19 protein-coding genes are annotated in these 20833 nt (G+C 72.2%); 7 read left to right on the top strand and 12 right to left on the bottom strand.

Annotation, left to right across the window (positions count from 1 at the left end; genetic code table 11):
• Positions 1-45 precede the first annotated feature (45 nt).
• From ACZ6QQ_RS11305 to ACZ6QQ_RS11315, 3 genes are all read left to right on the top strand, one after another.
• Positions 46-912, top strand: coding sequence for an alpha/beta hydrolase (locus ACZ6QQ_RS11305; protein WP_465875839.1), 867 nt, complete (start codon positions 46-48; stop codon positions 910-912).
• Positions 913-1102: 190 nt separating this feature from the next.
• Entirely contained in the window at positions 1103-2137 is a 1035-nt protein-coding gene (locus ACZ6QQ_RS11310) for an extracellular catalytic domain type 2 short-chain-length polyhydroxyalkanoate depolymerase (RefSeq protein WP_465875840.1), read from the top strand.
• Positions 2138-2260: 123 nt separating this feature from the next.
• The gene (locus tag ACZ6QQ_RS11315) at positions 2261-3508 is read left to right on the top strand and encodes an esterase-like activity of phytase family protein (protein ID WP_465875841.1); all 1248 of its coding nucleotides are present in this window, start codon (positions 2261-2263) and stop codon (positions 3506-3508) included.
• 112 nt (positions 3509-3620) lie between these two features.
• On the opposite strand, the gene ACZ6QQ_RS11320 is transcribed toward ACZ6QQ_RS11315, so the two are convergent.
• A complete protein-coding gene (locus ACZ6QQ_RS11320; RefSeq protein ID WP_465875842.1) occupies positions 3621-4331 on the bottom strand; it encodes a carbonic anhydrase in 711 nt (236 codons plus the stop codon).
• A gap of 238 nt (positions 4332-4569) precedes the next feature.
• Positions 4570-5100: a TrmH family RNA methyltransferase gene (locus ACZ6QQ_RS11325; protein WP_465875843.1), complete on the bottom strand. Its 531-nt coding sequence runs from the start codon at positions 5098-5100 to the stop codon at positions 4570-4572.
• A gap of 254 nt (positions 5101-5354) precedes the next feature.
• Between ACZ6QQ_RS11325 and ACZ6QQ_RS11330 the strand changes: the two genes are divergently transcribed.
• Positions 5355-6353: an endonuclease/exonuclease/phosphatase family protein gene (locus ACZ6QQ_RS11330; protein WP_465875844.1), complete on the top strand. Its 999-nt coding sequence runs from the start codon at positions 5355-5357 to the stop codon at positions 6351-6353.
• 46 nt (positions 6354-6399) lie between these two features.
• On the opposite strand, the gene ACZ6QQ_RS11335 is transcribed toward ACZ6QQ_RS11330, so the two are convergent.
• From ACZ6QQ_RS11335 to ACZ6QQ_RS11375, 9 genes are all read right to left on the bottom strand, one after another.
• Positions 6400-7674, bottom strand: coding sequence for an enolase C-terminal domain-like protein (locus tag ACZ6QQ_RS11335; protein WP_465875845.1), 1275 nt, complete (start codon positions 7672-7674; stop codon positions 6400-6402).
• 74 nt (positions 7675-7748) lie between these two features.
• Positions 7749-8624 carry an NAD-dependent epimerase/dehydratase family protein gene (locus tag ACZ6QQ_RS11340; RefSeq protein ID WP_465875846.1) on the bottom strand — a complete coding sequence of 292 codons (876 nt, stop codon included), beginning with the start codon at positions 8622-8624 and terminating at the stop codon, positions 7749-7751.
• A 76-nt stretch (positions 8625-8700) separates the two neighbouring features.
• On the bottom strand, positions 8701-9012 hold the full coding sequence (locus ACZ6QQ_RS11345) for a DUF2470 domain-containing protein (protein ID WP_465875847.1): 312 nt from the start codon (positions 9010-9012) through the stop codon (positions 8701-8703).
• Positions 9009-9677, bottom strand: a complete 669-nt coding sequence (locus ACZ6QQ_RS11350) for a biliverdin-producing heme oxygenase (protein ID WP_465875848.1) — start codon at positions 9675-9677, stop codon at positions 9009-9011. The genes ACZ6QQ_RS11345 and ACZ6QQ_RS11350 overlap by 4 nt, the downstream gene beginning before the upstream one ends.
• 48 nt (positions 9678-9725) lie before the next feature.
• Positions 9726-10925, bottom strand: a complete 1200-nt coding sequence (locus ACZ6QQ_RS11355; RefSeq protein WP_465875849.1) for a M20 metallopeptidase family protein — start codon at positions 10923-10925, stop codon at positions 9726-9728.
• Positions 10926-11073: 148 nt separating this feature from the next.
• Positions 11074-12369: a low temperature requirement protein A gene (locus ACZ6QQ_RS11360; protein WP_465875850.1), complete on the bottom strand. Its 1296-nt coding sequence runs from the start codon at positions 12367-12369 to the stop codon at positions 11074-11076.
• Entirely contained in the window at positions 12366-13973 is a 1608-nt protein-coding gene (locus tag ACZ6QQ_RS11365) for an MFS transporter (protein WP_465875851.1), read from the bottom strand. The genes ACZ6QQ_RS11360 and ACZ6QQ_RS11365 overlap by 4 nt, the downstream gene beginning before the upstream one ends.
• On the bottom strand, positions 13967-14662 hold the full coding sequence (locus ACZ6QQ_RS11370) for an SDR family oxidoreductase (RefSeq protein ID WP_465875852.1): 696 nt from the start codon (positions 14660-14662) through the stop codon (positions 13967-13969). The genes ACZ6QQ_RS11365 and ACZ6QQ_RS11370 overlap by 7 nt, the downstream gene beginning before the upstream one ends.
• Before the next feature lie 101 nt (positions 14663-14763).
• Positions 14764-16014 carry a glycosyltransferase gene (locus ACZ6QQ_RS11375; protein ID WP_465875853.1) on the bottom strand — a complete coding sequence of 417 codons (1251 nt, stop codon included), beginning with the start codon at positions 16012-16014 and terminating at the stop codon, positions 14764-14766.
• 199 nt (positions 16015-16213) lie between these two features.
• Here ACZ6QQ_RS11375 and ACZ6QQ_RS11380 point away from each other — a divergent pair, with 199 nt between their 5' ends.
• From ACZ6QQ_RS11380 to ACZ6QQ_RS11390, 3 genes are all read left to right on the top strand, one after another.
• A complete protein-coding gene (locus tag ACZ6QQ_RS11380) occupies positions 16214-17872 on the top strand; it encodes an NAD(P)/FAD-dependent oxidoreductase (RefSeq protein WP_465875854.1) in 1659 nt (552 codons plus the stop codon).
• On the top strand, positions 17869-19335 hold the full coding sequence (locus tag ACZ6QQ_RS11385) for an ATP-binding protein (RefSeq protein ID WP_465875855.1): 1467 nt from the start codon (positions 17869-17871) through the stop codon (positions 19333-19335). The genes ACZ6QQ_RS11380 and ACZ6QQ_RS11385 overlap by 4 nt, the downstream gene beginning before the upstream one ends.
• 66 nt (positions 19336-19401) lie before the next feature.
• Positions 19402-19677: a DUF2087 domain-containing protein gene (locus ACZ6QQ_RS11390; protein ID WP_465875856.1), complete on the top strand. Its 276-nt coding sequence runs from the start codon at positions 19402-19404 to the stop codon at positions 19675-19677.
• A gap of 85 nt (positions 19678-19762) precedes the next feature.
• Here ACZ6QQ_RS11390 and ACZ6QQ_RS11395 read toward each other — a convergent pair whose 3' ends face one another.
• Positions 19763-20689, bottom strand: a complete 927-nt coding sequence (locus ACZ6QQ_RS11395) for a TIGR03620 family F420-dependent LLM class oxidoreductase (RefSeq protein ID WP_465875857.1) — start codon at positions 20687-20689, stop codon at positions 19763-19765.
• Positions 20690-20833: the final 144 nt, after the last annotated feature.

Consider the following 20833-nt stretch of genomic DNA (forward strand, 5'->3'; position numbering starts at 1 on the left):
CGGCGCTCGCCCATGCGGGCCCACACGACCTGCCAGGAGGGAATCATGAGCAGCAGTCCCGCCGATCGCAGCTCGGCCGACACCATCGTGTTGATCCACGGGCTGTGGATGACGCCGCGTAGCTGGGAGCAGTGGGTCGACCACTACTCCCGCGCGGGCTTCCGGGTCATCGCGCCCGCCTGGCCCGGCATGGACGGGGAGGTCGAGCAGCTTCGCCGGGACCCGTCCCCGATCGCGAGTCTCAACGTCACCCGGATCGTCGACCACTACGACCGGATCATCCGGGACCTGGACCGGCCGCCGATCATCATGGGTCACTCGTTCGGCGGCTCGTTCACCCAGATGCTGGCCGACCGGGGGCTCGGGGCGGCGGCTGTGGCGATCGACTCCGCACCGGTCAAGGGGGTGCTGCGGGTGCCGTTCTCCAGCCTGCGGGTCGCGTTCCCGATCCTGCGCAGCTTCGCCAACCGGCGCAGGGCGGTCCCGCTGACGCCCGAGCAGTTCCACTACGCCTTCACCAACACGATGAGCCGCGAGGAATCCGACCGTGTCTACGGGCGCTACCACGTGCCCGGTGCCGGGGGAGTGCTCTGGGAGAGCGCCCTGGCCAACTTCAACCCCCGGGCCGCGATCCGGGTCAACTTCGCCAACAGCGACCGTGCGCCGCTGCTCTTCGTCGCCGGGGGTGCCGACCACGTCGCGCCGGCTTCGCAGAACAAGCAGAACGCCGGCCGCTACCGCCGGTCCCGGGCGATCACCGGCTACCACGAACTGCCCGGCCGGTCCCACTTCACGATCGGGCAGCCGGGTTGGCAGGCGGTCGCCGACTACGCGCTCGAATGGGCGATCGAGGCGACCGCGCCGCACAAGCCGGAGTACAACCGGCAGGCGGCACCGGTAGCGGGTCAGTAGCCGGCCCGACCGCCCGCAGCCATCGACCGTGCGCGTCCCGACGTTCGTCGGGGCGCGCACTGGCGTCCGACCACACTCGTACGTGGTGAGACATGTCACGTACGAGGGTGTCGGGGCCGGTCGACGCGCTCCTAGCCTCGGTGCACGCCGCGCCCCACCGCCCGGCGTCTTCCCATCAGGAGGGCGTCCCATGAGGTTCCTCGCACGCAGCATCACCGCCGCCGCCGCGGCCCTGTCCCTGCTCGTCCCCGGCGCCGCCCCGGCCCGGGCTGCCGCCACCCCGTACACGAAGGCGCCGGTCGCCGGCTCGCTGGGCACGTACCAGGTGTCCGGGGTGTACGTCGCCGGGGTCTCGTCCGGCGGCTACCTGGCGACCCAGTTGCAGGTTGCCTACTCCAGCCGGATCAAGGGGGCGGCGATCTTCGCCGCCGGCCCGTACTACTGTGCCCAGAACAACGTCAGCCAGGCCCTGTACGGCTGCGCCGACAACAGTCTGCCGACGTACCTGAGCAACCTTCAGACCTACACCCGGACCTGGGCCGCGTACGGCTGGGTGGACCCGGTCAGCCGGCTGTCCGGCCAGCCCGTCTACGTCTACCACGGCAACAACGACACGGCGATCAAGAAGTCGGTCACCGACGACCTGGTCCGCTACTACCAGCACTTCGGCGCCAGCGTGCAGTACGACAGCGGCTCGTCCGCCGGCCACGCCTGGGTGACGCCGTACGGCACGGGTGCCTGCACCGCGACGGTGTCGCCGTTCCTGAACGACTGCGGCACGGACCCGCAGAACACCTTCCTGCGCAAGCTGCTCGGCTCGGTCAGCGCGCCGAACACCGGCCCGCTGGGTGGCACCCTGACCAGCTTCAACCAGAACACGTTCGCGGTGAACGGTCTCGCGGCCGGCCTGAGCATGGGCGGCACCGGATTCGCGTACGTGCCCTCGACCTGCGCCTCCGGCCAGTCCTGCAAGCTGCTCGTCGCGCTGCACGGTTGCCAGCAGGGCTACAACAGCGTCGGTACGGCCTTCGTGGACCGGGCCAACCTCAACCAGTACGCCGACACGAACCGGCTGATCGTGCTCTACCCGCAGGCCACCGCCTCGGCGGTGAACCCGAACGGGTGCTGGGACTGGTGGGGCTACCTCGGCAGCACCGCGTACCCGATCAAGGGTGGACCGCAGTTGGAGACGGTGATGAACATGGTGCGCCGGCTCGGCGGCTGAGGCACCGCAGACGGTCGACGGAGGTTCGGGGGGCACGGTCGGGCAGACCGTGCCCCCTGGTCATTGAATGATCGACAATTCCCGGTCAACCGCAGTTCAACCGGGACGCCTACCGTGCCGGCCATGACAGCTACCGCTCGACGGCTCGGTCTCGGCCTCGGTATCGGCGCGTTGACGCTCGCCGTACTCGCCGTGCCCACCGCCGCGGCCAACCTCATCGGGGCCGACCGCAACGAGGTCAACCTCACCGGGCAGGGTGGACCGGCGAAGCCGTTCCGCCAGGCCACCCTCACCAATTTCGCCGCTCTGCCGGCCCTGTCCTTCGTCCCCGGCAGCGAACCGTCCGGGTCGCTGCTCGGCACCGCCCCGGTCAACGGGGTCGTCGCCCCCTTCGCCGACCAGCCGGTGCAGGGCTTCAGCGGGGTGCAGCGCAACACCGACGGCACCTTCGACGTGCTCACCGACAACGGCTTCGGCAACAAGGCCAACAGCGCCGACTTCGTCCTGCGGATCCAGCGGGTGGCGCCGAACTTCGGCACAGGAGCCGTCGACGTGCTCGGCGGGCTGAACCTGACCGACCCGAACGGGCTGGTGCCGTTCGCGCTGACCCGCCCGGACCGGGTACTCACCGGCTCCGACTTCGACATCGAGTCGATGGTCAAGACCAAGGACGGCTCGTACTGGATCGGCGACGAGTTCGGCCCGTACCTGCTGCACTTCGACCGGGCCGGTCGACTGTTGCAGGCTCCGGTGCCGCTGCCGGGCGTACGGGCCCCGGAGAACCCGGCCGGCCAGCCGAACCTGCCCGGCAGCAAGGGCTTCGAGGGCATGGCGCTCTCCCCGGACGGTCGTTCGCTCTACCCGCTGCTGGAGGGGACCGTCGCCGGTGACCCGGCCGGTGCGCTGCGGCTGCACCGGTTCGACCTGGTCACCGGCGAGTACGCCGCCGACCGGTGGATCTACCAGCTCGACTCGCCGAGCAACGCGATCGGTGACGCGATCAGCGTCGACAACAACCGGATGCTGATCATCGAGCGGGACAACGGTGAGGGTGCCGCCGCCCTGTCGAAGAAGATCTACCTGATCGACCGGCGGGACCGGGACAAGGACGGCAAGGTCGACAAGACCCTGGTCGCCGACCTGCTCAACATCAACAACCCGCACGACATCGGCGGGTTCGGGCCGGTGTTCCGGTTCCCGTTCACCACCATCGAGGGCCTGGTCATCCTGGACGACCGGACGCTCGGTGTGCTCAACGACAACAACTTCCCGTCGTCGAACGGGCGGACCCCGGGCCAGCCGGACAACAACGAGTTCATCACCATCCGGTTGAGCGCGAACCTCGACGCGGACAAGCGCGTCCTGCCGTAACTCCGTAACCCGATCACCAAGCAGAGGTGCCCCGGCCCGCGAGCAGCGGACCGGGGCACCTCGCCGTCGGTGGCCGGGGGGAGCCGGGCCGGCGGTGGTCGTACCGCAGGATCTAGCCGAGCAGGGTGACCTTGCCGTTGTCGAGGTCGTAGCGGGCGCCGACGACGCCGAGGGCGCCGGCGTGGACCTTCTCCCGGATGATCTCGCTCTGGGCGAGCAGAGCCTGCACCTGGGCCAGCACGTTCGCCTGTACGGCTGCCTCGACGACGTCACCCGGGCCGCCGACCAGCGGCTCGACGATCGGACGCAGGGCTTCCACGATGGTGCCGATCTTGCCGGGCGCGTGACCGCCGTGCTCGATCGCGTCGACAGTGGCGGAGATGGCGCCGCAGCGCTCGTGACCGAGGACCACGATCAGCGGCACCCCGAACTCCTCGATCGCGAACTCGATGCTGCCGAGCAGCAGGTCGTCCACGATGTTGCCGGCGACCCGGTTGTCGAACAGGTCACCGAGACCCTGGTCGAACAGGATCTCCGGGGCGACCCGGCTGTCGGCGCAGCCGAGCGTGATGGCGAACGGGTGCTGCCCGCTGGCCAGTTCCCGTAGGTCTCTCAGGGACTGGTGCGGGTGGCGGGAGTTGCCCTTGTAGAAGCGCTTGTTGCCGGCGACGAGCCGGTCGAGGGCGGTGGTGGGGGTGGGGGCGGGCGGCTCGGCCTGGTGGGCCGAGGCCGGGGCGGCGAGCCCGAGGATGCCGGCCGCGCCGGCGGCGGTGAGGCCACCGGCGGCGAGCAGCGAGCGACGGGACACGGTGTTCGAAGACAAAGGGGTGTCTCCTCGTGATGGGAACGGAAGGGGAAGAGGATGGGCCCGCCGGGCAGGGATGTTCGCCGTGGTCCGGCGAGGACCCAGGAGATATTGCGCTCGCCGGCCCACCCCGCGAAACCCCGATTTCGTACGGCCCGCCGGCTTGATCGAAGCGACCTGCGCAAAGACAGCCAGTCAGAAATAAGACAGTGATCTCTGCAACCGCCCGGCCCTGAGCAGGGCTTACGCTCCGTCGTCAGATCAGTCCGGCGAGTTTGTAGAGGACCAGCGAGCCGGCCACCGCCACGTTGAGGCTCATCCCGGTGCCGACCATCGGAATCTCGACAACGGCGTCGAGGGTGTCCAGGGCGTCGGCGGGTATTCCGGTCGCCTCGTGGCCGAGCAGCACCACCGTACGGCGACGCGCGGTGGGCAGGTCCGCGAGCCGGATCGCCTCCTCGGCCAACTCGACGCCGAGGATGTGCGAACCACGGGCACGTTCCGCGGCCAACCAGCGCAGCGGAGCACCGACCCGGTGCACACAGGTCGGCCGGCGCAGCGTGTTGCCCCGCTCCACGGCCCGGTCCACCCACCCGAACGGCGGTACGGCCAGGCACGCGCCGACCGCGTCGCAGGTGCGTAACAGGGTGCCGAGGTTCGCCTCGTGCAGTGGCCAGAGGGGAGCGGCGATCAGATGGCCCCAGCACCGGTGGGCGCGGGGACGGCGGGCGGCGCGTAGGTCGGCGCGGGAGCGGATCCGGACGCTCGGCCGGCTCTGCGGGCTCATCCGGTGGTGGCGGAGCCGCCACTTCGGTTGTCGTTCACACGGGACGTGCTTCGCGGCGCACGCGGGCCATCGACGGGGATACCGGTGCGAGCATAGCCGGCTCCGGCGACGCGGGGAGGGCACCGGCGCCCTCCGGTGGCGGCGAGGCGGTGCGGTGCGCCGCCGGACATCGGTTACCCTCGGCGCGATCTCGCCTGTTCCGGCGTGGGCATCGACGGCGTCACCGGTTCGGTGACCGACGGGGCGGCGCGCGAATGACTTCCTTCCCGAAGCGCCCCTGGTGGCGCGGGGTGCGGCGAACGGTACGCCGGTCGCCCGGCAGCCGGGCGTTCGCCGTGCTCACCGTGCTGCTGCTGGTGGCGGTGGTCGCCGGACCACCTGCCCCGCTCCGGCCCGGTCGGCCCCGGCCGCAGGTCGACCCGATCTCCGGCGTACAGCGGTTCTGTCCCGAGGTGGGCCCCTGCGCCGACCTGGGTGGGTGGGGCGGTGCGCAGGACGGCGCGGAGCCGGACGGGGTCGGCTTCGGCGTACTCCAGCTCAACCTCTGCAACAGTGGCTTCGCGGGGTGTTACGCGGGGCGTAACGACGGCCGGGCGGTCGGCGAGGCGTACGCCGCGATCATTGCGCTGCGTCCGCAGGTCGTGACCCTGAACGAGATCTGCCGGGACGACGTGGCGACCGCCCTGCACCCGGCGATGGTCCGCAACTTCCCCGGCGACCGGGTCTTCTGGGCGTTCCAGCCGGCCGGCGACCTGCCCGACGGCTCCCGGCCCTACCGGTGCCGCAACGGCGACGAGTACGGCATCGGGATCCTCGGCCGGGTGCCCGCCGCGCACCCGGGTGACGTGTCGGTGTTCAACGGGCTCTACCCGGACCAGGGCGGCTACCCGGACGAGATGCGGGTGTGGCTCTGCGTGGCGGCGGCCGGCGCGTACTACGCCTGCACGACGCACCTGACGTACCTGTCGCCGTCGATCGCGATGCGGCAGTGCCGGCGGCTGCTGGACGTCGAGATACCCGCGATGCGGGCGATGGTCGGCTCGACCGCCCCGGTGGTCGTCGGCGGCGACTTCAACCTCTCCTCCGGTGGCTCCCCGGACGTCCGGGACTGCGTTCCCGCCGGTTACCACCGCGCCGGCGACGGCGGCGTCCAACAGCTCATGACCAGCGCCGATCTCGGCGTCGGGGCTCCGCGCGCCCACCCGATGCGGCACACCGACCACCCCGGCTGGTTCGTCGGTTTCCACCGCTGAGCACCGACGGCCCGGCCCGTACCCGGTCGGGTACGGGCCGGGAACACTACGGTGCCTCGATACCGCCGTCGGGGCGCCGGACCCGCGCCGACCAACGCTCGTGCAGGTGGGTGACCGGCGGATGCTTCGCGGCGAGCCGTTCGTCCAACTCGATCCCCCAACCGGGAGCGTCGTTCGGGTAGAGGTAACCGTTGCGGGTCACCAGCGTGCCCGGGAAGACCTCGCGGGCCGCCTCGTTGTACTCGTGTCCCTCCTGGATGCCGAACGCGGGCGTGGTGACGTCGAGGGCCACGTTCGCCGCCGCACCGATCGGGGAGACGTCGGCCGGCGCGTGCCAGGCGGTCTTCACCCCGCTCAGTTCGCAGAGCGCCACCAGCTTGCGGGTCGGGGTCAGCCCGCCGACCGCGGTGATGTGCAGCCGGAGCAGGTCCACCCCGCCGCCGAGGACCAGCCGGGCGGCGTCCGCGACCGAGCTGACCTGCTCCCCGACCGCGATCGGCACCGGCGACTCGGCACGGATCTGCGGCAGCCGGTCGTACTCCTCCGGTGGGATGACGTCCTCCAGGAAGAACAACCGGTACGGCTCCAGCGCGCGGGCCAGGAGCACCACCTGCTTCGGCGAGAGCCGGCTGTGTACGTCGTGCAGCAGCTCGACCTCCTCGCCCAGCTCGGTCCGGGCGGCGGCGAACAGCGCCGGGGTGGTCCGCAGGTACTGCTGCACGTCCCAGCCGTCCGGGTACGGCTGCCCCGGATAGCCGCCGCCCACCCCGGCGGCGCCGTACGCGCCCAGGCCCGGCTGACCGACCTGGAGGCGGATGTGCCGGTAGCCGGCCGCCATGAATTCCCGCGCCTGGTCCAGGGTTTCGGCGACGGTGGCACCGCCGGCGTGGATGTAACACTGGGCGGCGGTCCGGACCCGCCCGCCGAGCAGCTCGTAGACCGGCATCCCGGCCCGTTTGCCGGCGATGTCCCACAGGGCGAGGTCCACCCCGGCCAGCGCGTTGTTGGTGACCGGCCCGTTGCGCCAGTACGACGAGAAGTGGACCATCCGGAAGATGTCCTCGATGTCGGCCGGGTGCCGGCCGATCAGCATCGGGGCGACGTGCTGCTCGATGGTCGCGACCACGGCGGTGAAGCGCTGGGTGAAGGTGGCGCAGCCGAGCCCGTACAGGCCCGGTTCGTTGGTGTCGATCCGGACCACCACCAGCGGCGGCCCCTCGGGCGCGGTGACGATCGCCCGTACCCGGGTGATCCGCAGGCCGTCCCGCGCCGGCCAGGGTGCCTGGGTCTCGGGCAGTACGGGCAGTTCGGGCTCGGTCATCGGTCCTTCTCGGCTGGTCCGGGCACGCCGATCAGCCGGCGGCGGGGGTGGGGGACGGGGCTGGCGGGTGGTGCTCAGGCGAGCAGGGCGGGGTCGGCTTCGAAGTGGTGCTCCGGTTCGAAGCCCAGCACCTCCCGTGCGGCCCGGGTGTCGATCGCCGAGGCCCGGCCGGGCAGCGCCGCCCGCCGGGGCACCTCGGGGTGGAAGCGGTCGAGCAGTTCCTCGGTCGGGAACGGGGCGAGGATGTCGTCGGCGGCGACGAAGAGCACGTGCGCTCCCGGACCGGGCCGGGTGAGCCCGAGCCAGCAGGCCCGCGCGGCGTCGCGTACGTCGAGGTAGCTCCACAGGTCGCGGGCGCCGGAGGCCGGGTCCCGCGCGAACTCGGCGGCCCGGCGGGCCAGCCGGTCGTCGTGCTGCCCGACGAACGGCAGCCGGAGCGCGACGACACTGCCCCCGTGCCGGCGGGCCATCATCGCGGCGGTCGCCTCGTCGGCCTGCTTGCTCAGCGCGTACGCCTCGGTCACCTGCAACGGCAGCGCCTCGTCGACCGGCACGTACGCCGGATGCAGTTCGACCTCGGCCCAGGGCAGGCCGGTCACGGAGAAACTGGACGCGATCACCGCCCGGCGCACACCGGCCCGGCCGGCCTCCTCCAGCACCGCGAAGGTCGCGCGGGTGTTGCGGGTGAACACCGCCTGCGCGGTGTCCAGGTGCGGGGCCGGGATCGCCGCCAGGTGCACCACGGCGTCCACGCCGGCCAGCGCGGCGCGGACGATCTCGGGGTCACCGGCGTCGCCGACCACGATCCGGTTCGCCGGCAGGTCGTCGGCGGCCTCCAGCACGAGTGCGGTCGCCGGTACGCCCCGGTCGGCGAGGTCGGCCAGGACGGCGCGACCGATCAGTCCGGCCGCGCCGGTCACCAGGACCCGTTGCGGAAGTGTGCTGGTCACGTCTGTGGTGCCTTTCCTCGGACGGTGGTGCGGTCCCGGATCCACGGTGGACCCGGCCGGTGGCAGCGGGTGCGGGTCAGGCCGGTTCCCTCGGTGGCAGGCCGAGCGACGCGCACGCCTCCCGGTACATCCGGACCACCTCCCGGCGGACCTCGGCCCGTTCGGTGAGGCGGTGACCGAACGGGACCCGGACCGGCACGGTGATGCCGTCAACGGCGGCGTCGAACTCGATGCCGTCGGCGTCCAGGCCGGTCATCCGGGCCCCGGTCGCGGCCGGCTGGCCGCCGAGCGTACGGCAGATGAGCAGCGAGTCGTCGGCGTGGTCGTCGTTCATGTGGCGACCGATCGCGGCGACCACGTCCGGGGTGAAGACGTCGGTGTCGCTCATGCCGCCACCTCCCCGGCCCGGCCCGTGGCCCGGCCGAGTTCGGCGAGGACGGCGATGTTGTACCGGTAGGCGACGCGTACCTCGTCCACGACCTCGGCCTGTTGCGCCTCGTCCAGCGGCAGCGCGTCGAGGCGTTCGCGGTACGCCTGTTTGTAGGCGCGCGGGTCGGGGATGCCGGGGAACCGGTAGAACAGCGCACCGGGGCCGTCACCGAGACGGTAGGTGCGGGTCAGGGACCGGCCGATGGCCAGCCCGCCGGAGAGGTCGCCGAGGTAGCGGGTGTAGTGGTGGGCGACGAATCCGGCCGGCCAGGTCTCACCGACGGTACGGATCCGGGCCGCGTACTCCCGTGTGGTCGGGTGGGTCGGGAGGTGGTCGGCCCAGTCCGGTCCGGCGAGGAACTCCAGGTCGGCGACGAGTGCGGGTAGCCGGGTCAGCCGGTCGTCGACGAACCGGCCCACGACCGGGTGGTCGCGCAGGTCGTCGGCGACCGTCTCCAGCGCCTGGTAGATGGCGTGGTGCTGGGCCGCCAGGGTCGCGTAGCCGGTCCGGTCGAGGTCGCCCGCGACCAGCGCCGAGACGTACTCCTCGGACTCGGCCGCCTGGTGTTCCGACCAGGTCGCCTGACGGAGCCGGACGGAGAACGGGTCGCCGGTCGTACTCATGGGGCTACCTCCCGTACGGGGGCGAGCGGTGGGTGCAACCAGTATTGGTCAGGGTACGCGTGGCGCGGCGAGTCGCCGGGCGGCGAGTTCGGCGAGCAGGGCGGCCCCGTCGGCGAGCACGCTGTCGTCGAAGGCGGCCCGGGGCGAGTGGTTGCTCGGCGCCGTCTTCGGGTCGTCGCCGGCGCAGGCGCCGAGGAACAGGTACGCCCCCGGCACCAGGTCCAGGACCCGGGAGAAGTCCTCGGAGCCGGTCATCGGGTCGACCAGGTCCTCGAACCGGTCGGGTCCGAAGACGTCACGTACGGTCTCCGCGACGAACTCGTGCTCGGTGGCGTCGTTGACCGTCGCCGGGTACTCCTGCTCGAACCGGACCTCGACCCGCATTCCGTGCGCAGCGGCGATGTGCTCGCAGAGTGCGACCGCGTACTCGCCGGCCTGCGCGTTCGTCGCCGAGGAGAAGCTGCGTACGGTCGCCTCGAAGGCCGCGTCGTCCGGGATGATGTTGCGCCGGGTGCCGGCGTGGAACACGCCCACGGTCAGCACCACCGGGTCGAACACGTTGAACCGCCGGGTGACCATGGTCTGCAACGCGGTGACCATCTCGGCGGCGACCGGGATCGGGTCGAGGGTGTTGTGCGGGGTGGAGCCGTGCCCACCGGCGCCGACGACCCGGACGAACAGCCCGGCGGAGGCGGCCATCAGCGGGCCCGGCCGGGACGAGAACACGCCCCGGTGCAGGGTGCCGGCGAGCACGTGCAGCCCGTACGCGGCGGCGACCGGGCGGCCGGCGGCGGTGAGCACCCCCTCGGAGATCATGTGGCTGGCGCCGTCGAAGCCCTCCTCGCCGGGCTGGAACATGAACACCACGTCCCCGGCCAGCTCGTCGCGCCGGGCGCTGAGCAGCCGCGCGGCGCCGACCAGGCCGGCGGTGTGCAGGTCGTGGCCGCAGGCGTGCATGACACCGTCGTGCCGGGAGGTGTAGGCCAGGCCGGTGCCCTCGGCGACCGGCAGCGCGTCCATGTCTCCCCGGAGCAGGACCGCCGGGCCGGGGCGGCCGCCGCGCAGCACGGCGGTGATCGAGGTGAGGTCGGTGCCGGTGCTGATCTCCAGCGGTAGCGGGGCGAGCGCGGCGAGCACCCGTTCCTGGGTTCGCGGCAGGTGCAGGCCGATCTCGGGGATCTGGTGCAGCTCGCGGCGGAGCGCGACCAGTTCGTCCCGAAGTGTCGCGGCGTCCTCGCGCAGGCCCATCTTCTCCCCATTTCCGCCGCCGGTCGGCACCGGACCGACCGGTGTTCCGGTGCCGGGCAGCTCACCGGTCGAATCCTAACGACCTTGGGACGCCGGGTGCCCGTACCGGTGTCCGGATCTTCGTCACCGGCGAGCGGCGGGCCGGTGGTCAGCGGTGTTGGCGGCGCCAGGCGTTCTCCCGTGCCTCGCTCGCGAGATGTTCCTCCAGGGCCGCCGCCCGGATGCTGCGCCGGGAACTGGCCAGCAGGACGAGTTCGCTGCCGACCAGTGCGACGCTCGTCGCGGCCAGCAGGCTCAGCGCCACCAGTCCGGGCACGTTGACGGCGAGCGGGATCAGCGCGGCGGTCAGCGTGATCGTGCCGACCCGGGTCCAGGTCACCGTGCCCAGCATCCGCAACTGGAAGCCGAGGTGCCCGAGCAGGTAGAGGATCATCCCGCCGTACAGCAGGGTGACCGCCACCGGGTGCATCGGCGTATGCCAGATCTTCGGGTCGCCGATGTGCTTGAGCGCCTCCTTGCCACCCAGCGACAGCAGCAGAAGCCCGGCGATCATCGGCAGGTGCAGGTAGATGTAGGCGTCCCGGGCGAGGATCACCCGGTGCAGCCCGTGCGCGGCGTGCAGCGCCTGCTCGGCGGCGAGCGCCACGATGTCGAAGTACGCCCACCACAGGGCGACGGTCACCATGATGCCGAGCACGGCCGCGATGATCAGCGGCCAGGTGATCGGATGGGGGAGTTGGGTGCCGCCGACCCCGACCGAGATGATCAGCTCGCCGAACGCGACCAGCAGGATCAGCGCGAACCGCTCGGCCCAGTGGTCGGCCGAGGCGATCCGCCAGCCGTGCGGCGCGGCCAGGAAACCGGAGCCGTACTCGGCCAGTATGGCGAGCGTCCAGAAGCCGATCTGGGTCCAGGTACGCGCCGACCCGTGCAGCAGCCGCTCCGGCACCAGCGCGGCGAGCAGCAGGAAGCCGGTGGCGAGCACGATCGTCGCGCTCACCCGGACCAACTGGGCGCGCAACTGCGGCTGGTCGGCGGCGGCGTGCCACTGCAACACCACGTACAGAATCCGGATCAAGAAGTAGCAGCAGGCGAAGACGAGCGGCCCGGACAGGCCACCGGGGATGTCGACGAACGCCTCGGCGACCGTCAGGGCCACGACGAAGATCGCGGCCATGGCCGGGAACAGCGCCGCCGGCACCATGCCCTCGCCGGACCGGACCGAGTTTCCGGCCCAGGCGTAGGCGACCCAGCACCACCAGAGCAGCGCGATGATCAGCAGTGCGCGCAGCAGCCCGATCCCGGTCAGGTGGTCGGTGGTCGCCCGCGAGATGTTGATGAAGGCGTAGACGAAGACCAGGTCGAAGAAGAGTTCCAGGCGGTTGACCCGGGTGCCCTCCCCGGCGGCCCGGATCCGCAACGGTCGCCGCTCGCCGCCGCTCACGAGCCGGCCTCCGTCGGCAGCAGGTGACGTACCTGGGGGATGCCGTCGGCCAGCGCCACCGCCCGCTGCTCCGCCTCCCGGTCGGTGCCGGTCAACCGGCCGCCGTGCTGGCGCAGGTGCTCGTCCCAGGAGGGCAGCTGGTAGACCTCGACGAAACACGCCGGTGACTCACCCTCGCGGTACAGCCCCCACCGGGTCGCACCGGTACGCTGCCGCGAACCCCGTACCAGCTCCATCGCGTCGATGAACGCGCTCTCGTGTTCGGCCCGCACCACGTACGACACCAGGATCACCACCGGCCCGATCCGCGGGTCGGGTTCGTGGGTCAGCCGCAGCGCCGGCCAGTACGCCTCCGGGTCCTGGTTGTTGCCGCGCAGGTCGGGCAGGGGCCAGAGGCGTACCGTCACCGCGCCGAGCAGCATCAGTACGGCCGCGGCGAGGTGCGCGACGACCAGCCCGGCCATGTCACCGACCACCCCCCAGACCAGGGCGCCGATCGCCTGCCCACCGGCGAAGACCACCTGGTAGACCGCGAGGCCCCGGGCGCGTACCCAGCCGGGCAGGTAGAGCTGGATCTCCGCGTTCAGGTTCGACAGCACGGTCACCCAGGCCACCCCGGCCGGGACCAGCGCGATCAGCACCACCGGCAGGCTGGACACCAGCGCGACGACGACCAGCGCCGCACCGTAGAGCAGGCCCGCGGTGAGCAGGAACTGGCCGGCGGTCAGGTGCACCCGTACCCAGGGCAGGATCAGCCCGCCGGCGATCGCGCCGACGCCGAGCGCGGCGAGCAGGATGCCGTACCCGCTGGAGTTCAGGTGCAGCTGGCGGTTGGCCACCAGCGGCAGCAGTGCCCACAACGCGCTGCCGGGGACGAGGAAGAGCAGTGCCCGCAGCAGCAGCCGGCGGACCACCGGGGAGTGGCGGACGAACCGGCCACCGGCGCGCAGCGCCGCGGTGAACCGCTCCGGCACCTCGACCGCACGCGCGTGCTCGGTACGCCAGCGGAACAGCGCGAACCCGAAGACCAGTACGGCGACCGCGTTGATGGCGAAGACCGGCGCCACCCCGGAGCGGGCGATCAGCAGTCCGGCGATCGCCGGGCCGATCGACCGGGCGGCGTTCACGCTGATCGAGCCGAGCGCCGAGGCGGACTGCAACTGGTTGCGCGGCACGAGTTCGGGGATGATCGCCGCCCAGCACGGCAGGGTGAGCGCCTGCCCGACACCGATGGCGAAGGTGAGGGTGAGCAGCAGCGCCGGCGGCATCCGTCCGGTCGCCGTCAGGACGGTCAGCAGCAGGCCGACGGCGGCGAGGTAGAGCTGCACCGCGATCAGCAGGTGCCGCCGGTCGAACGCGTCGGCCAGCGCCCCGGCCGGCAACGCCAGCAGCAGGATCGGCAGCATGCTCGCCGTCTGCACCAACGAGACCAGGGTCGAGGCGTTGCGTTCGTCGATCAGCAGCCACTGCGCGCCGACGGTCTGCATCCAGGTGCCGATGTTCGCCGCCAGCAGCGCCAGCCACAGGTTGCGGTACGCGGCACCGCGTAGCGGCGCCCACGCCGAGGTGGACGGCTCGGCGGTCGCGGGTCCGGCGCTTACCACCTGCCGTCGGCGCGGAGGACTTCCTGACCCGAGAGGTACAGCTCGTCGGGTTCCAGGAGCAGCAGCCGTACCACTTCCCGGGCCACCTGCTCGGGCTCGGCGTAGACCTCGTCGAGGAACTCGGCGCCGACCCGCTCCTGGAGCCGGGTGTGCATCGGGCCGGGGTGGATCTGCATCACCTTGACGCCGTCGGTCCCCTCGGCCTGGGCGAGCGACTCGACGAGGCTCTTGCCGAAGTTCTTCGTGGCCCGGTAGACGGGGATGCCGGGTCGCGGCTTGTCGACCGCCATCGCGCCGATGTAGACGATGTTGCCCCGGCCGCGTTCGCGCATCCGGATCAGCGCCTCGCGCAGCAGGTACACCGTGCCGAGCACGTTGACCTCGATCGCCTTGCGCAGCGCGTCCGGCGACATCTCCTCCAGCGCACCGCCGGCCCACATGCTGGCGCAGTGCGCCAGCCCGTCGATCGCCCCGTAGCGGCTGGTGACGTCGTCGAGCGCGTGCGCGACCTGGTCGTACGAGGAGACGTCGCAGGTGGCGCCGGCGCATTCGAGTTCGCTGGTGGTGGCGGCGACCTCGTCGGCGACGTTGCCGAGCACGAACACCCGGTGGTCGGTGACCAGTTTGCGGGCGACCTCCAGCCCGAGTCCGCTGGTGCCACCGGCCACGACGTACGTGCGTGCGCCCATGCCCCCTCCAGCCTGCTCGCGGTGCCCTTTCACAGACCCTGTCATCCGCCGGGCCGGTCGAGGGCGGCGGATCGGATATGTCGCCCGAACGGGGGTGGGCGTCAGCCGGCGAGCCGGTCGACCGCCCGTACGACGGCACCGGCGCCGTCCTCGGCGGCCAGGCGGGCCGCGATCGACCGGGCCCGGTCGGCGAAGCCCGGTTCGGTGACGGCGGACCGGATCGCGGCGGCGAGCCGGACCTCGTCGAGCCGCCCGGCCGGCACGGTGTCCGGGCTGACGCCGAGCGCGGCGAGCCGGGCGGCCCAGAACGGCTGGTCGGCCATCATCGGGATCGGGACGGCCGGCACCCCGGCCCGGAGCCCGGCCGCGGTGGTGCCGCAGCCGGCGTGGTGTACCAGGGCGGCCATCCGGGGGAAGAGCCAGTCGTGCGGCGCCTCCCCGATGGTGATCACGTCGGCGGAGACCGCCCGGACCGGGTGGTCCGCCCCGTCGTCGACCTGGATCACCCCGCGTACGCCGGCCCGGCGCAGCGCGGCCGTGACCAGCGCGCGGAACTGGTCGTCGCCGCCGACCATGCTGCCGAAGCCGACGTAGACCGGTGGCGGGCCGGCGTCGAGGAAGTCGACCAGGAGCGGCGAGGGTCGCCAGCCGGGTGACGCCGCAGGCCACCAGTAGCCGACCACCTCCAGGCCGGGGCGCCAGTCCGCCGGCCGGGGCACCACGCTCGGGCTGAAACCGTGCTGGATCGGCCAGCCTCGGGTCATCGCCGCCTCCACCATGCTGTGCAGCCGGGTCGGGGCGAGACCCAGCCGGTGGCGCAGCCGTCGGGAGGCGCGCGCGTAGACCCGCCGGGCGACGAGTTGCCCGAGCCGGCCGGCGGTCCGGTTGCCCCACCGGCCCAGGGACCGGGCGCCGAGCACCATCGGCGGGAACTCCCGGGTCGGGTGGATCGGTTGCAGGAACACGCCCATGCTCGGCACCTCGTGCCGTTCGGCCACGGAGTAGCCCAGCGGTGCCGTGGTGGTCGAGCAGAGCAGCAGGTCGACGCCCCGGTCGGCGGCGGCGCGGATGCCGTCGCCGAGTTCGTCGACGAACCGGGTGCCGAGCCGGACGAAGTCGCTCACGTTCCGGGCCCCGGCACCGGGCCGGTCCGGCCGTCCGCCGGCCGCCCGCAGCGCCCCCAGGTCGCCGGCGAGCGGCGCGAAGTCCAGGCCGCAGCCGGTCACCAGGTCGGCGAACGAGGGCTGGGCGGCGATCGTGACCCGGTGCCCGGCCGCGTGCAGCCGGGCACCCAGACCGGTGTACGGCGCGACGTCGCCGCGTGACCCGGCGGTGACGATCAGCACCCGCATCGGTGCGCCGCGACCCTGGCCAGCATGTCGCGAGCCTTGCACGCGGGCGCCGGTGCGTCCGCCGGTACGCGAAATGCGCTGTTCGTCGCCGTCCCGGCGGTTCGGCCGCTGACCGGACGGTCGGCGTGACCGCCCCGGTCATCTAGGGTTGCCGGAGAACTTGGCAGGCAGCTCCACCTCTCCTTCAGGATGAAACTTCATGGTGAACCCCGCGATCCTGACCGTCGACGACGATCCCGCGGTCTCGCGTGCCGTGGCGCGCGACATCCGGCGCCGCTACGGCGACCGGTACCGGGTGGTCCGGGCCGACTCCGGCGATGCGGCGCTGGCCGCCCTCCGGGAGCTGAAGCTGCGCGGTGAGCAGGTCGCGGTGATCCTCGCCGACTACCGGATGCCGCAGATGAACGGCATCCAGTTCCTGGAATCGGCGATGGACCTGTTCCCGCAGGCCCGGCGGGTGCTGCTGACCGCGTACGCGGACACCGACGCCGCCATCGACGCGATCAACATCGTCGACCTCGACCACTACCTGCTCAAGCCCTGGGACCCGCCGGAGGAGAAGCTCTACCCGGTGCTGGACAACCTGCTGGAGGTGTGGCTCGCCACCCCGGACATGTCGGGCAGCGAGACCCGGGTGATCGGGCACCGCTGGTCCGCCCCGTCGTTCGCGATGCGCGACTTCCTGGCCCGCAACCTGGTGCCGTTCCGGTGGCTGCTCGCCGACGAACCCGAGGGGGAACGGCTGCTCACGGCGGCCGACCTCACCGCCGCCGACGTACCGGTCGTGATCACCCCGGACGGTAAGGCGCTGGTCATGCCGACCGAGGCGGACCTGGCCGGACACGTGGGCCTGAGCACCACGCCCGCGTCCGACTTCTACGACGTGATCGTCGTCGGTGCCGGCCCGGCGGGGCTGGGTGCCGCCGTCTACGCCGCCTCCGAGGGACTGCGTACGGTCCTGGTCGAGCAGCGGGCGACCGGTGGGCAGGCCGGCCAGAGCAGCCGGATCGAGAACTACCTCGGCTTCCCCGAGGGGGTGTCCGGGGCCCAGCTGACCGACCGGGCCCGCCGGCAGGCGCTGAAGTTCGGCGCGGAGATCCTCAGCACCCGTGAGGTGGTCGGCCTCGAAGCGGCCGGCACCGCCCGCCTGCTCCGGTTCGGCGACGGCACCTCGCTCGCCGCGCACGCCGCCGTCCTGGCCACCGGCGTCTCCTACCGGCTGCTGGACGCACCGGGCCTGGCCGAGCTGACCGGGCGCGGCGTCTTCTACGGCTCCGCCGCGACCGAGGCGCCCAGTTGCAGCGGCGAGGAGGTCTACATCGTCGGCGGTGCGAACTCCGCCGGTCAGGCCGCCCTGCACTTCGCCCGGTACGCCCACCGGGTCAACATCGTCATCCGCGGCGACAGCCTGGCGACGTCGATGTCCCGGTACCTGATCGAGCAGGTCGAACGGTGCCCGAACATCACCGTGCACCCGAACACCGAGGTCGTCGGCGGCCACGGCGAGGACCACCTGGAGCGGCTGACGCTCTGCCAGCGCGGCACCGGCGCCACGCGTACGGTCGACACCTCCTGGTTGTTCATCTTCATCGGCGCCGAGCCCCGGACGAACTGGCTGGAGGGCGTGGTCTCCCGGGACGAGCGCGGCTTCATCGTGACCGGACCGGCGCTGCTGCGCGACGGGCGTCGGCCGGCCGGCTGGTCGTTGCCCCGCGACCCGTACCACCTGGAGTCGAGCCTGCCGGGGGTGTTCGCCGCCGGTGACGTACGGGCCGACTCGGTGAAGCGGGTCGCCTCGGCGGTCGGCGAGGGCGCCATGGCGGTCACGGTGGTACACCGGTATCTGGAGGCGCAATGAGTGAGCAGGAGACCGAGCGGCTGGACCGGGAGCAGTTACGCACCCTGTTCCTGTTCGAGAAGCTCGACGACGACCAGCTCGACTGGCTCGCCGAGCAGGGCCGGGTCGAGCGGCGCGAGGCGGAGACTTGCATCTTCGCCGAGGGTGAGCCGGCGACCTGCTTCTACGTCCTGCTCGACGGCACGGTGATGCAGAGCGGCCGGGTGCGCGGCGAGGAGGTCGAGGTCATCCGGACCAGTCAGCGCGGGGTGTACGGCGGCGCGATCCGCGCGTACATGCCGGACGATCCGGACCAGCTCTACGCCAACACGCTGCGGGCGATCACCGACTGCAAGCTGTTCGTGCTGCCGGCGGCGGTCTTCGCCAGCGCGATGCGGGAGTGGTTCCCGATGGCGGTGCACCTGCTGGAGGGGCTGTTCTACGGCATGCGGCGAACCCAGTCGCTGCTCGGTGAACGGGAGCGGTTGCTCGCCCTCGGCGCGCTGTCGGCCGGGCTGACCCACGAGCTGAACAATCCCGCCGCGGCGGCCGTACGCGCGACGTCGACCCTGCGCGGCCAGGTCGCCGGCATGCGGCACAAGCTCGCCATGATCGCGGATGGTCGGCTCGACGGCACCCGGCTGCACCACCTGGTCGAGTTGCAGGACGAGGCGGTCAAGCGGGCCGCGAGCGCCCCGCCGCTGTCCGCGCTGGAGACCAGCGACGCCGAGGACACGTTGACCGACTGGCTCGACGAGCACGACTTCGTCGACGGGTGGCGGCTGGCTCCGACGCTGGTCGCCGCCGGCATCGACACCGGGTGGCTGGACCAGGTCGCGCTCGCCGTCGGTACGGAGAATCTCGACCCGGCGGTGCGCTGGCTCACCTACAGCGTCGAGACCGAGCAGTTGATGGGCGAGATCGACGACGCGGTCGGGCGGATCTCCGGCCTGGTCGGCGCGGCGAAGCAGTACACCCAACTGGACCGGGCGCCGTTCCAGACGGTGGACGTGCACGACCTGCTCACCGCCACGCTGACCATCATGAAGGCGAAGATCCCGCCCGGGGTCCGCAAGGAGAAGCACTACGACCCGGACCTGCCCGCCATCCCGGCGTACGCGGCGGAGCTGAACCAGGTCTGGACCAACCTGATCGACAACGCGCTCGGCGCGATGGGCGACAGCGGGGTCCTCTCGGTGCGTACCGGCCGGGAGGGCGACATGCTGGTGGTCGAGATCGGGGACACCGGGCCGGGGATCCCGGAGGAGATCCGGGACCGGATCTTCGAGCCGTTCTTCACCACCAAGCCGGTGGGCGAGGGGACCGGGCTCGGCCTGGACATCTCGTACCGGATAGTGGTGACCAAGCACCGGGGCGACATCAGGGTCACCTCGAAGCCGGGTGACACCCGGTTCCGGGTCTACCTGCCGATCACCCCGCCGCCGGTGGTGCTCGCCGACGCGGAGCCGGCGGCGGGGGCGTAGCGCGGCGCCGCCGGGCGGTCCGGTCGCTCCGGAAAACGGGTTGCCGGGCCGGCTACGGTGCAAAGCGTGGGTAGTGACCGGGAAAAGGTGTTGCGCACGTTCCTGCGGGACGACCGGCTGGTGATGATCCCGGCCAAGGCCGGCAAGCGCCGGGTGCTGCTGGAGCACATCGTGACCGCGTTCGAGCCCGGCGTGCGGTTCTCCGAGCGCGAGGTCGACGCGGTGCTGCGCGCCTTCTACGAGACGGACTGGGTGTCGCTGCGGCGTTACCTGATCGCCGAGGGGCTGATGGCGCGCGAGGACGGCTGGTACTGGCGTACCGGCGGCCAGGTCGAGGTGTGACGACCGGGCCGGGCCGGCGGGCCGCCTGACCCGCGCGACCCGGTCGACCCGCGGTGCTCCGGCCGGGGCGGTGTCCGGCTGCGGCTCAGTTCCCGGCCAGTACCGGCGCCAGCGCCCGTAGCTGCGCCAACTGCTCGTCGGCGGTGCCGGCCAGCGGCTGTACGCAGACGTGGTCGGCACCGGCGTCGTGGTGCGCCCGGATCCGTTCGGCGATCTGCTCCGGCTCGCCCCAGGCGACGATCGCGTCGACCAGCTCGTCGCTGCCGCCGTCGGCGAGATCCCGTTCGTCCCAGCCGAGCGCGAGCATGTGCCGGTGGTAGTTCGGCATCGCCAGGTAACCGGTGGTGAAGGTCCGTCCGATCGCCCTGGCCCGGTCCGGATCGCTGGTCAGCACGACGGTCTGCTCCGGTGCGAGCACCGGCTCGGGGCCGAGGGTCGCGCGGGCCAGCGCGGTGTGCTCGGGGGTGACGAAGTACGGGTGGGCACCCTCGGTCCGGGTGCCGGCCAGTTCGAGCATGCCCGACCGCAGCGCGGCCAGCATCCGGGGCGCGGGCGCGGTCACCGGACCCTCGTACGGGGCGGCGTCCATGGCGTCGAGGTAGGCGCGCATTGCGGCCAGGGGCCGGCGGTAGTCGTGACCACGAGTCGAGACGAGCGGGGCGTGGCTGACGCCGAGGCCGAGGACGAACCGGTCGCCGGATGCCTCGGCCAGGGCCTTCGCCCCGTTCGACGCGGCGGTGGCGTCGCGGCCCCAGATGTTGACGATGCCGGTGGCGATCATGATCTGTCGGGTCGCGTTGAGCAGGATGCCCGCGTGGACCAGTGCTTCCTTGCTGGCCGGGGTCTCACCGACCCAGACGGTGCCGTAGCCGAGGTCTTCGAGTTCGGCGACCACCGCACCGGCGGTGGCGGCCGGTTCCAGGCTGAGTCGGCTGCTCCACACCCCGACTCGACCCATCCGCTGCTTCAACCGGGCGAGATCCACCCCACCGGGGCGCTCCTGCTGCTGCATCCGACCCTCACCGCCTCACGTTCCGCGTCGCCGACCCGATGGTTGACGGGACTGATCTTAGTTTCCGGGGGGCCGGTGGGGGCCTGCCGAGGCGCGACCGGGGTCCCTGGCAGGATCGGTCCCGGCAGTAGGGGCCATCGACGC

It is taken from the genome of Micromonospora sp. NPDC049529, from assembly GCF_055586685.1.

Bases quoted from the DNA above. Each gene is read 5' to 3' on its own strand.
- ACZ6QQ_RS11375 (WP_465875853.1), bottom strand. From the start codon at position 16,014: ATGCGGGTGCTGATCGTCACCGCCGGGTCACGCGGCGACGTCGCGCCG.
- ACZ6QQ_RS11350 (WP_465875848.1), bottom strand. From the start codon at position 9,677: ATGAGTACGACCGGCGACCCGTTCTCCGTCCGGCTCCGTCAGGCGACC.
- ACZ6QQ_RS11395 (WP_465875857.1), bottom strand. From the start codon at position 20,689: ATGCAGCAGCAGGAGCGCCCCGGTGGGGTGGATCTCGCCCGGTTGAAG.
- ACZ6QQ_RS11370 (WP_465875852.1), bottom strand. From the start codon at position 14,662: ATGGGCGCACGCACGTACGTCGTGGCCGGTGGCACCAGCGGACTCGGG.
- ACZ6QQ_RS11315 (WP_465875841.1), top strand. From the start codon at position 2,261: ATGACAGCTACCGCTCGACGGCTCGGTCTCGGCCTCGGTATCGGCGCG.
- ACZ6QQ_RS11385 (WP_465875855.1), top strand. From the start codon at position 17,869: ATGAGTGAGCAGGAGACCGAGCGGCTGGACCGGGAGCAGTTACGCACC.
- ACZ6QQ_RS11330 (WP_465875844.1), top strand. From the start codon at position 5,355: ATGACTTCCTTCCCGAAGCGCCCCTGGTGGCGCGGGGTGCGGCGAACG.
- ACZ6QQ_RS11355 (WP_465875849.1), bottom strand. From the start codon at position 10,925: ATGGGCCTGCGCGAGGACGCCGCGACACTTCGGGACGAACTGGTCGCG.
- ACZ6QQ_RS11310 (WP_465875840.1), top strand. From the start codon at position 1,103: ATGAGGTTCCTCGCACGCAGCATCACCGCCGCCGCCGCGGCCCTGTCC.
- ACZ6QQ_RS11325 (WP_465875843.1), bottom strand. From the start codon at position 5,100: ATGAGCCCGCAGAGCCGGCCGAGCGTCCGGATCCGCTCCCGCGCCGAC.
- ACZ6QQ_RS11305 (WP_465875839.1), top strand. From the start codon at position 46: ATGAGCAGCAGTCCCGCCGATCGCAGCTCGGCCGACACCATCGTGTTG.
- ACZ6QQ_RS11345 (WP_465875847.1), bottom strand. From the start codon at position 9,012: ATGAGCGACACCGACGTCTTCACCCCGGACGTGGTCGCCGCGATCGGT.
- ACZ6QQ_RS11380 (WP_465875854.1), top strand. From the start codon at position 16,214: ATGGTGAACCCCGCGATCCTGACCGTCGACGACGATCCCGCGGTCTCG.
- ACZ6QQ_RS11335 (WP_465875845.1), bottom strand. From the start codon at position 7,674: ATGACCGAGCCCGAACTGCCCGTACTGCCCGAGACCCAGGCACCCTGG.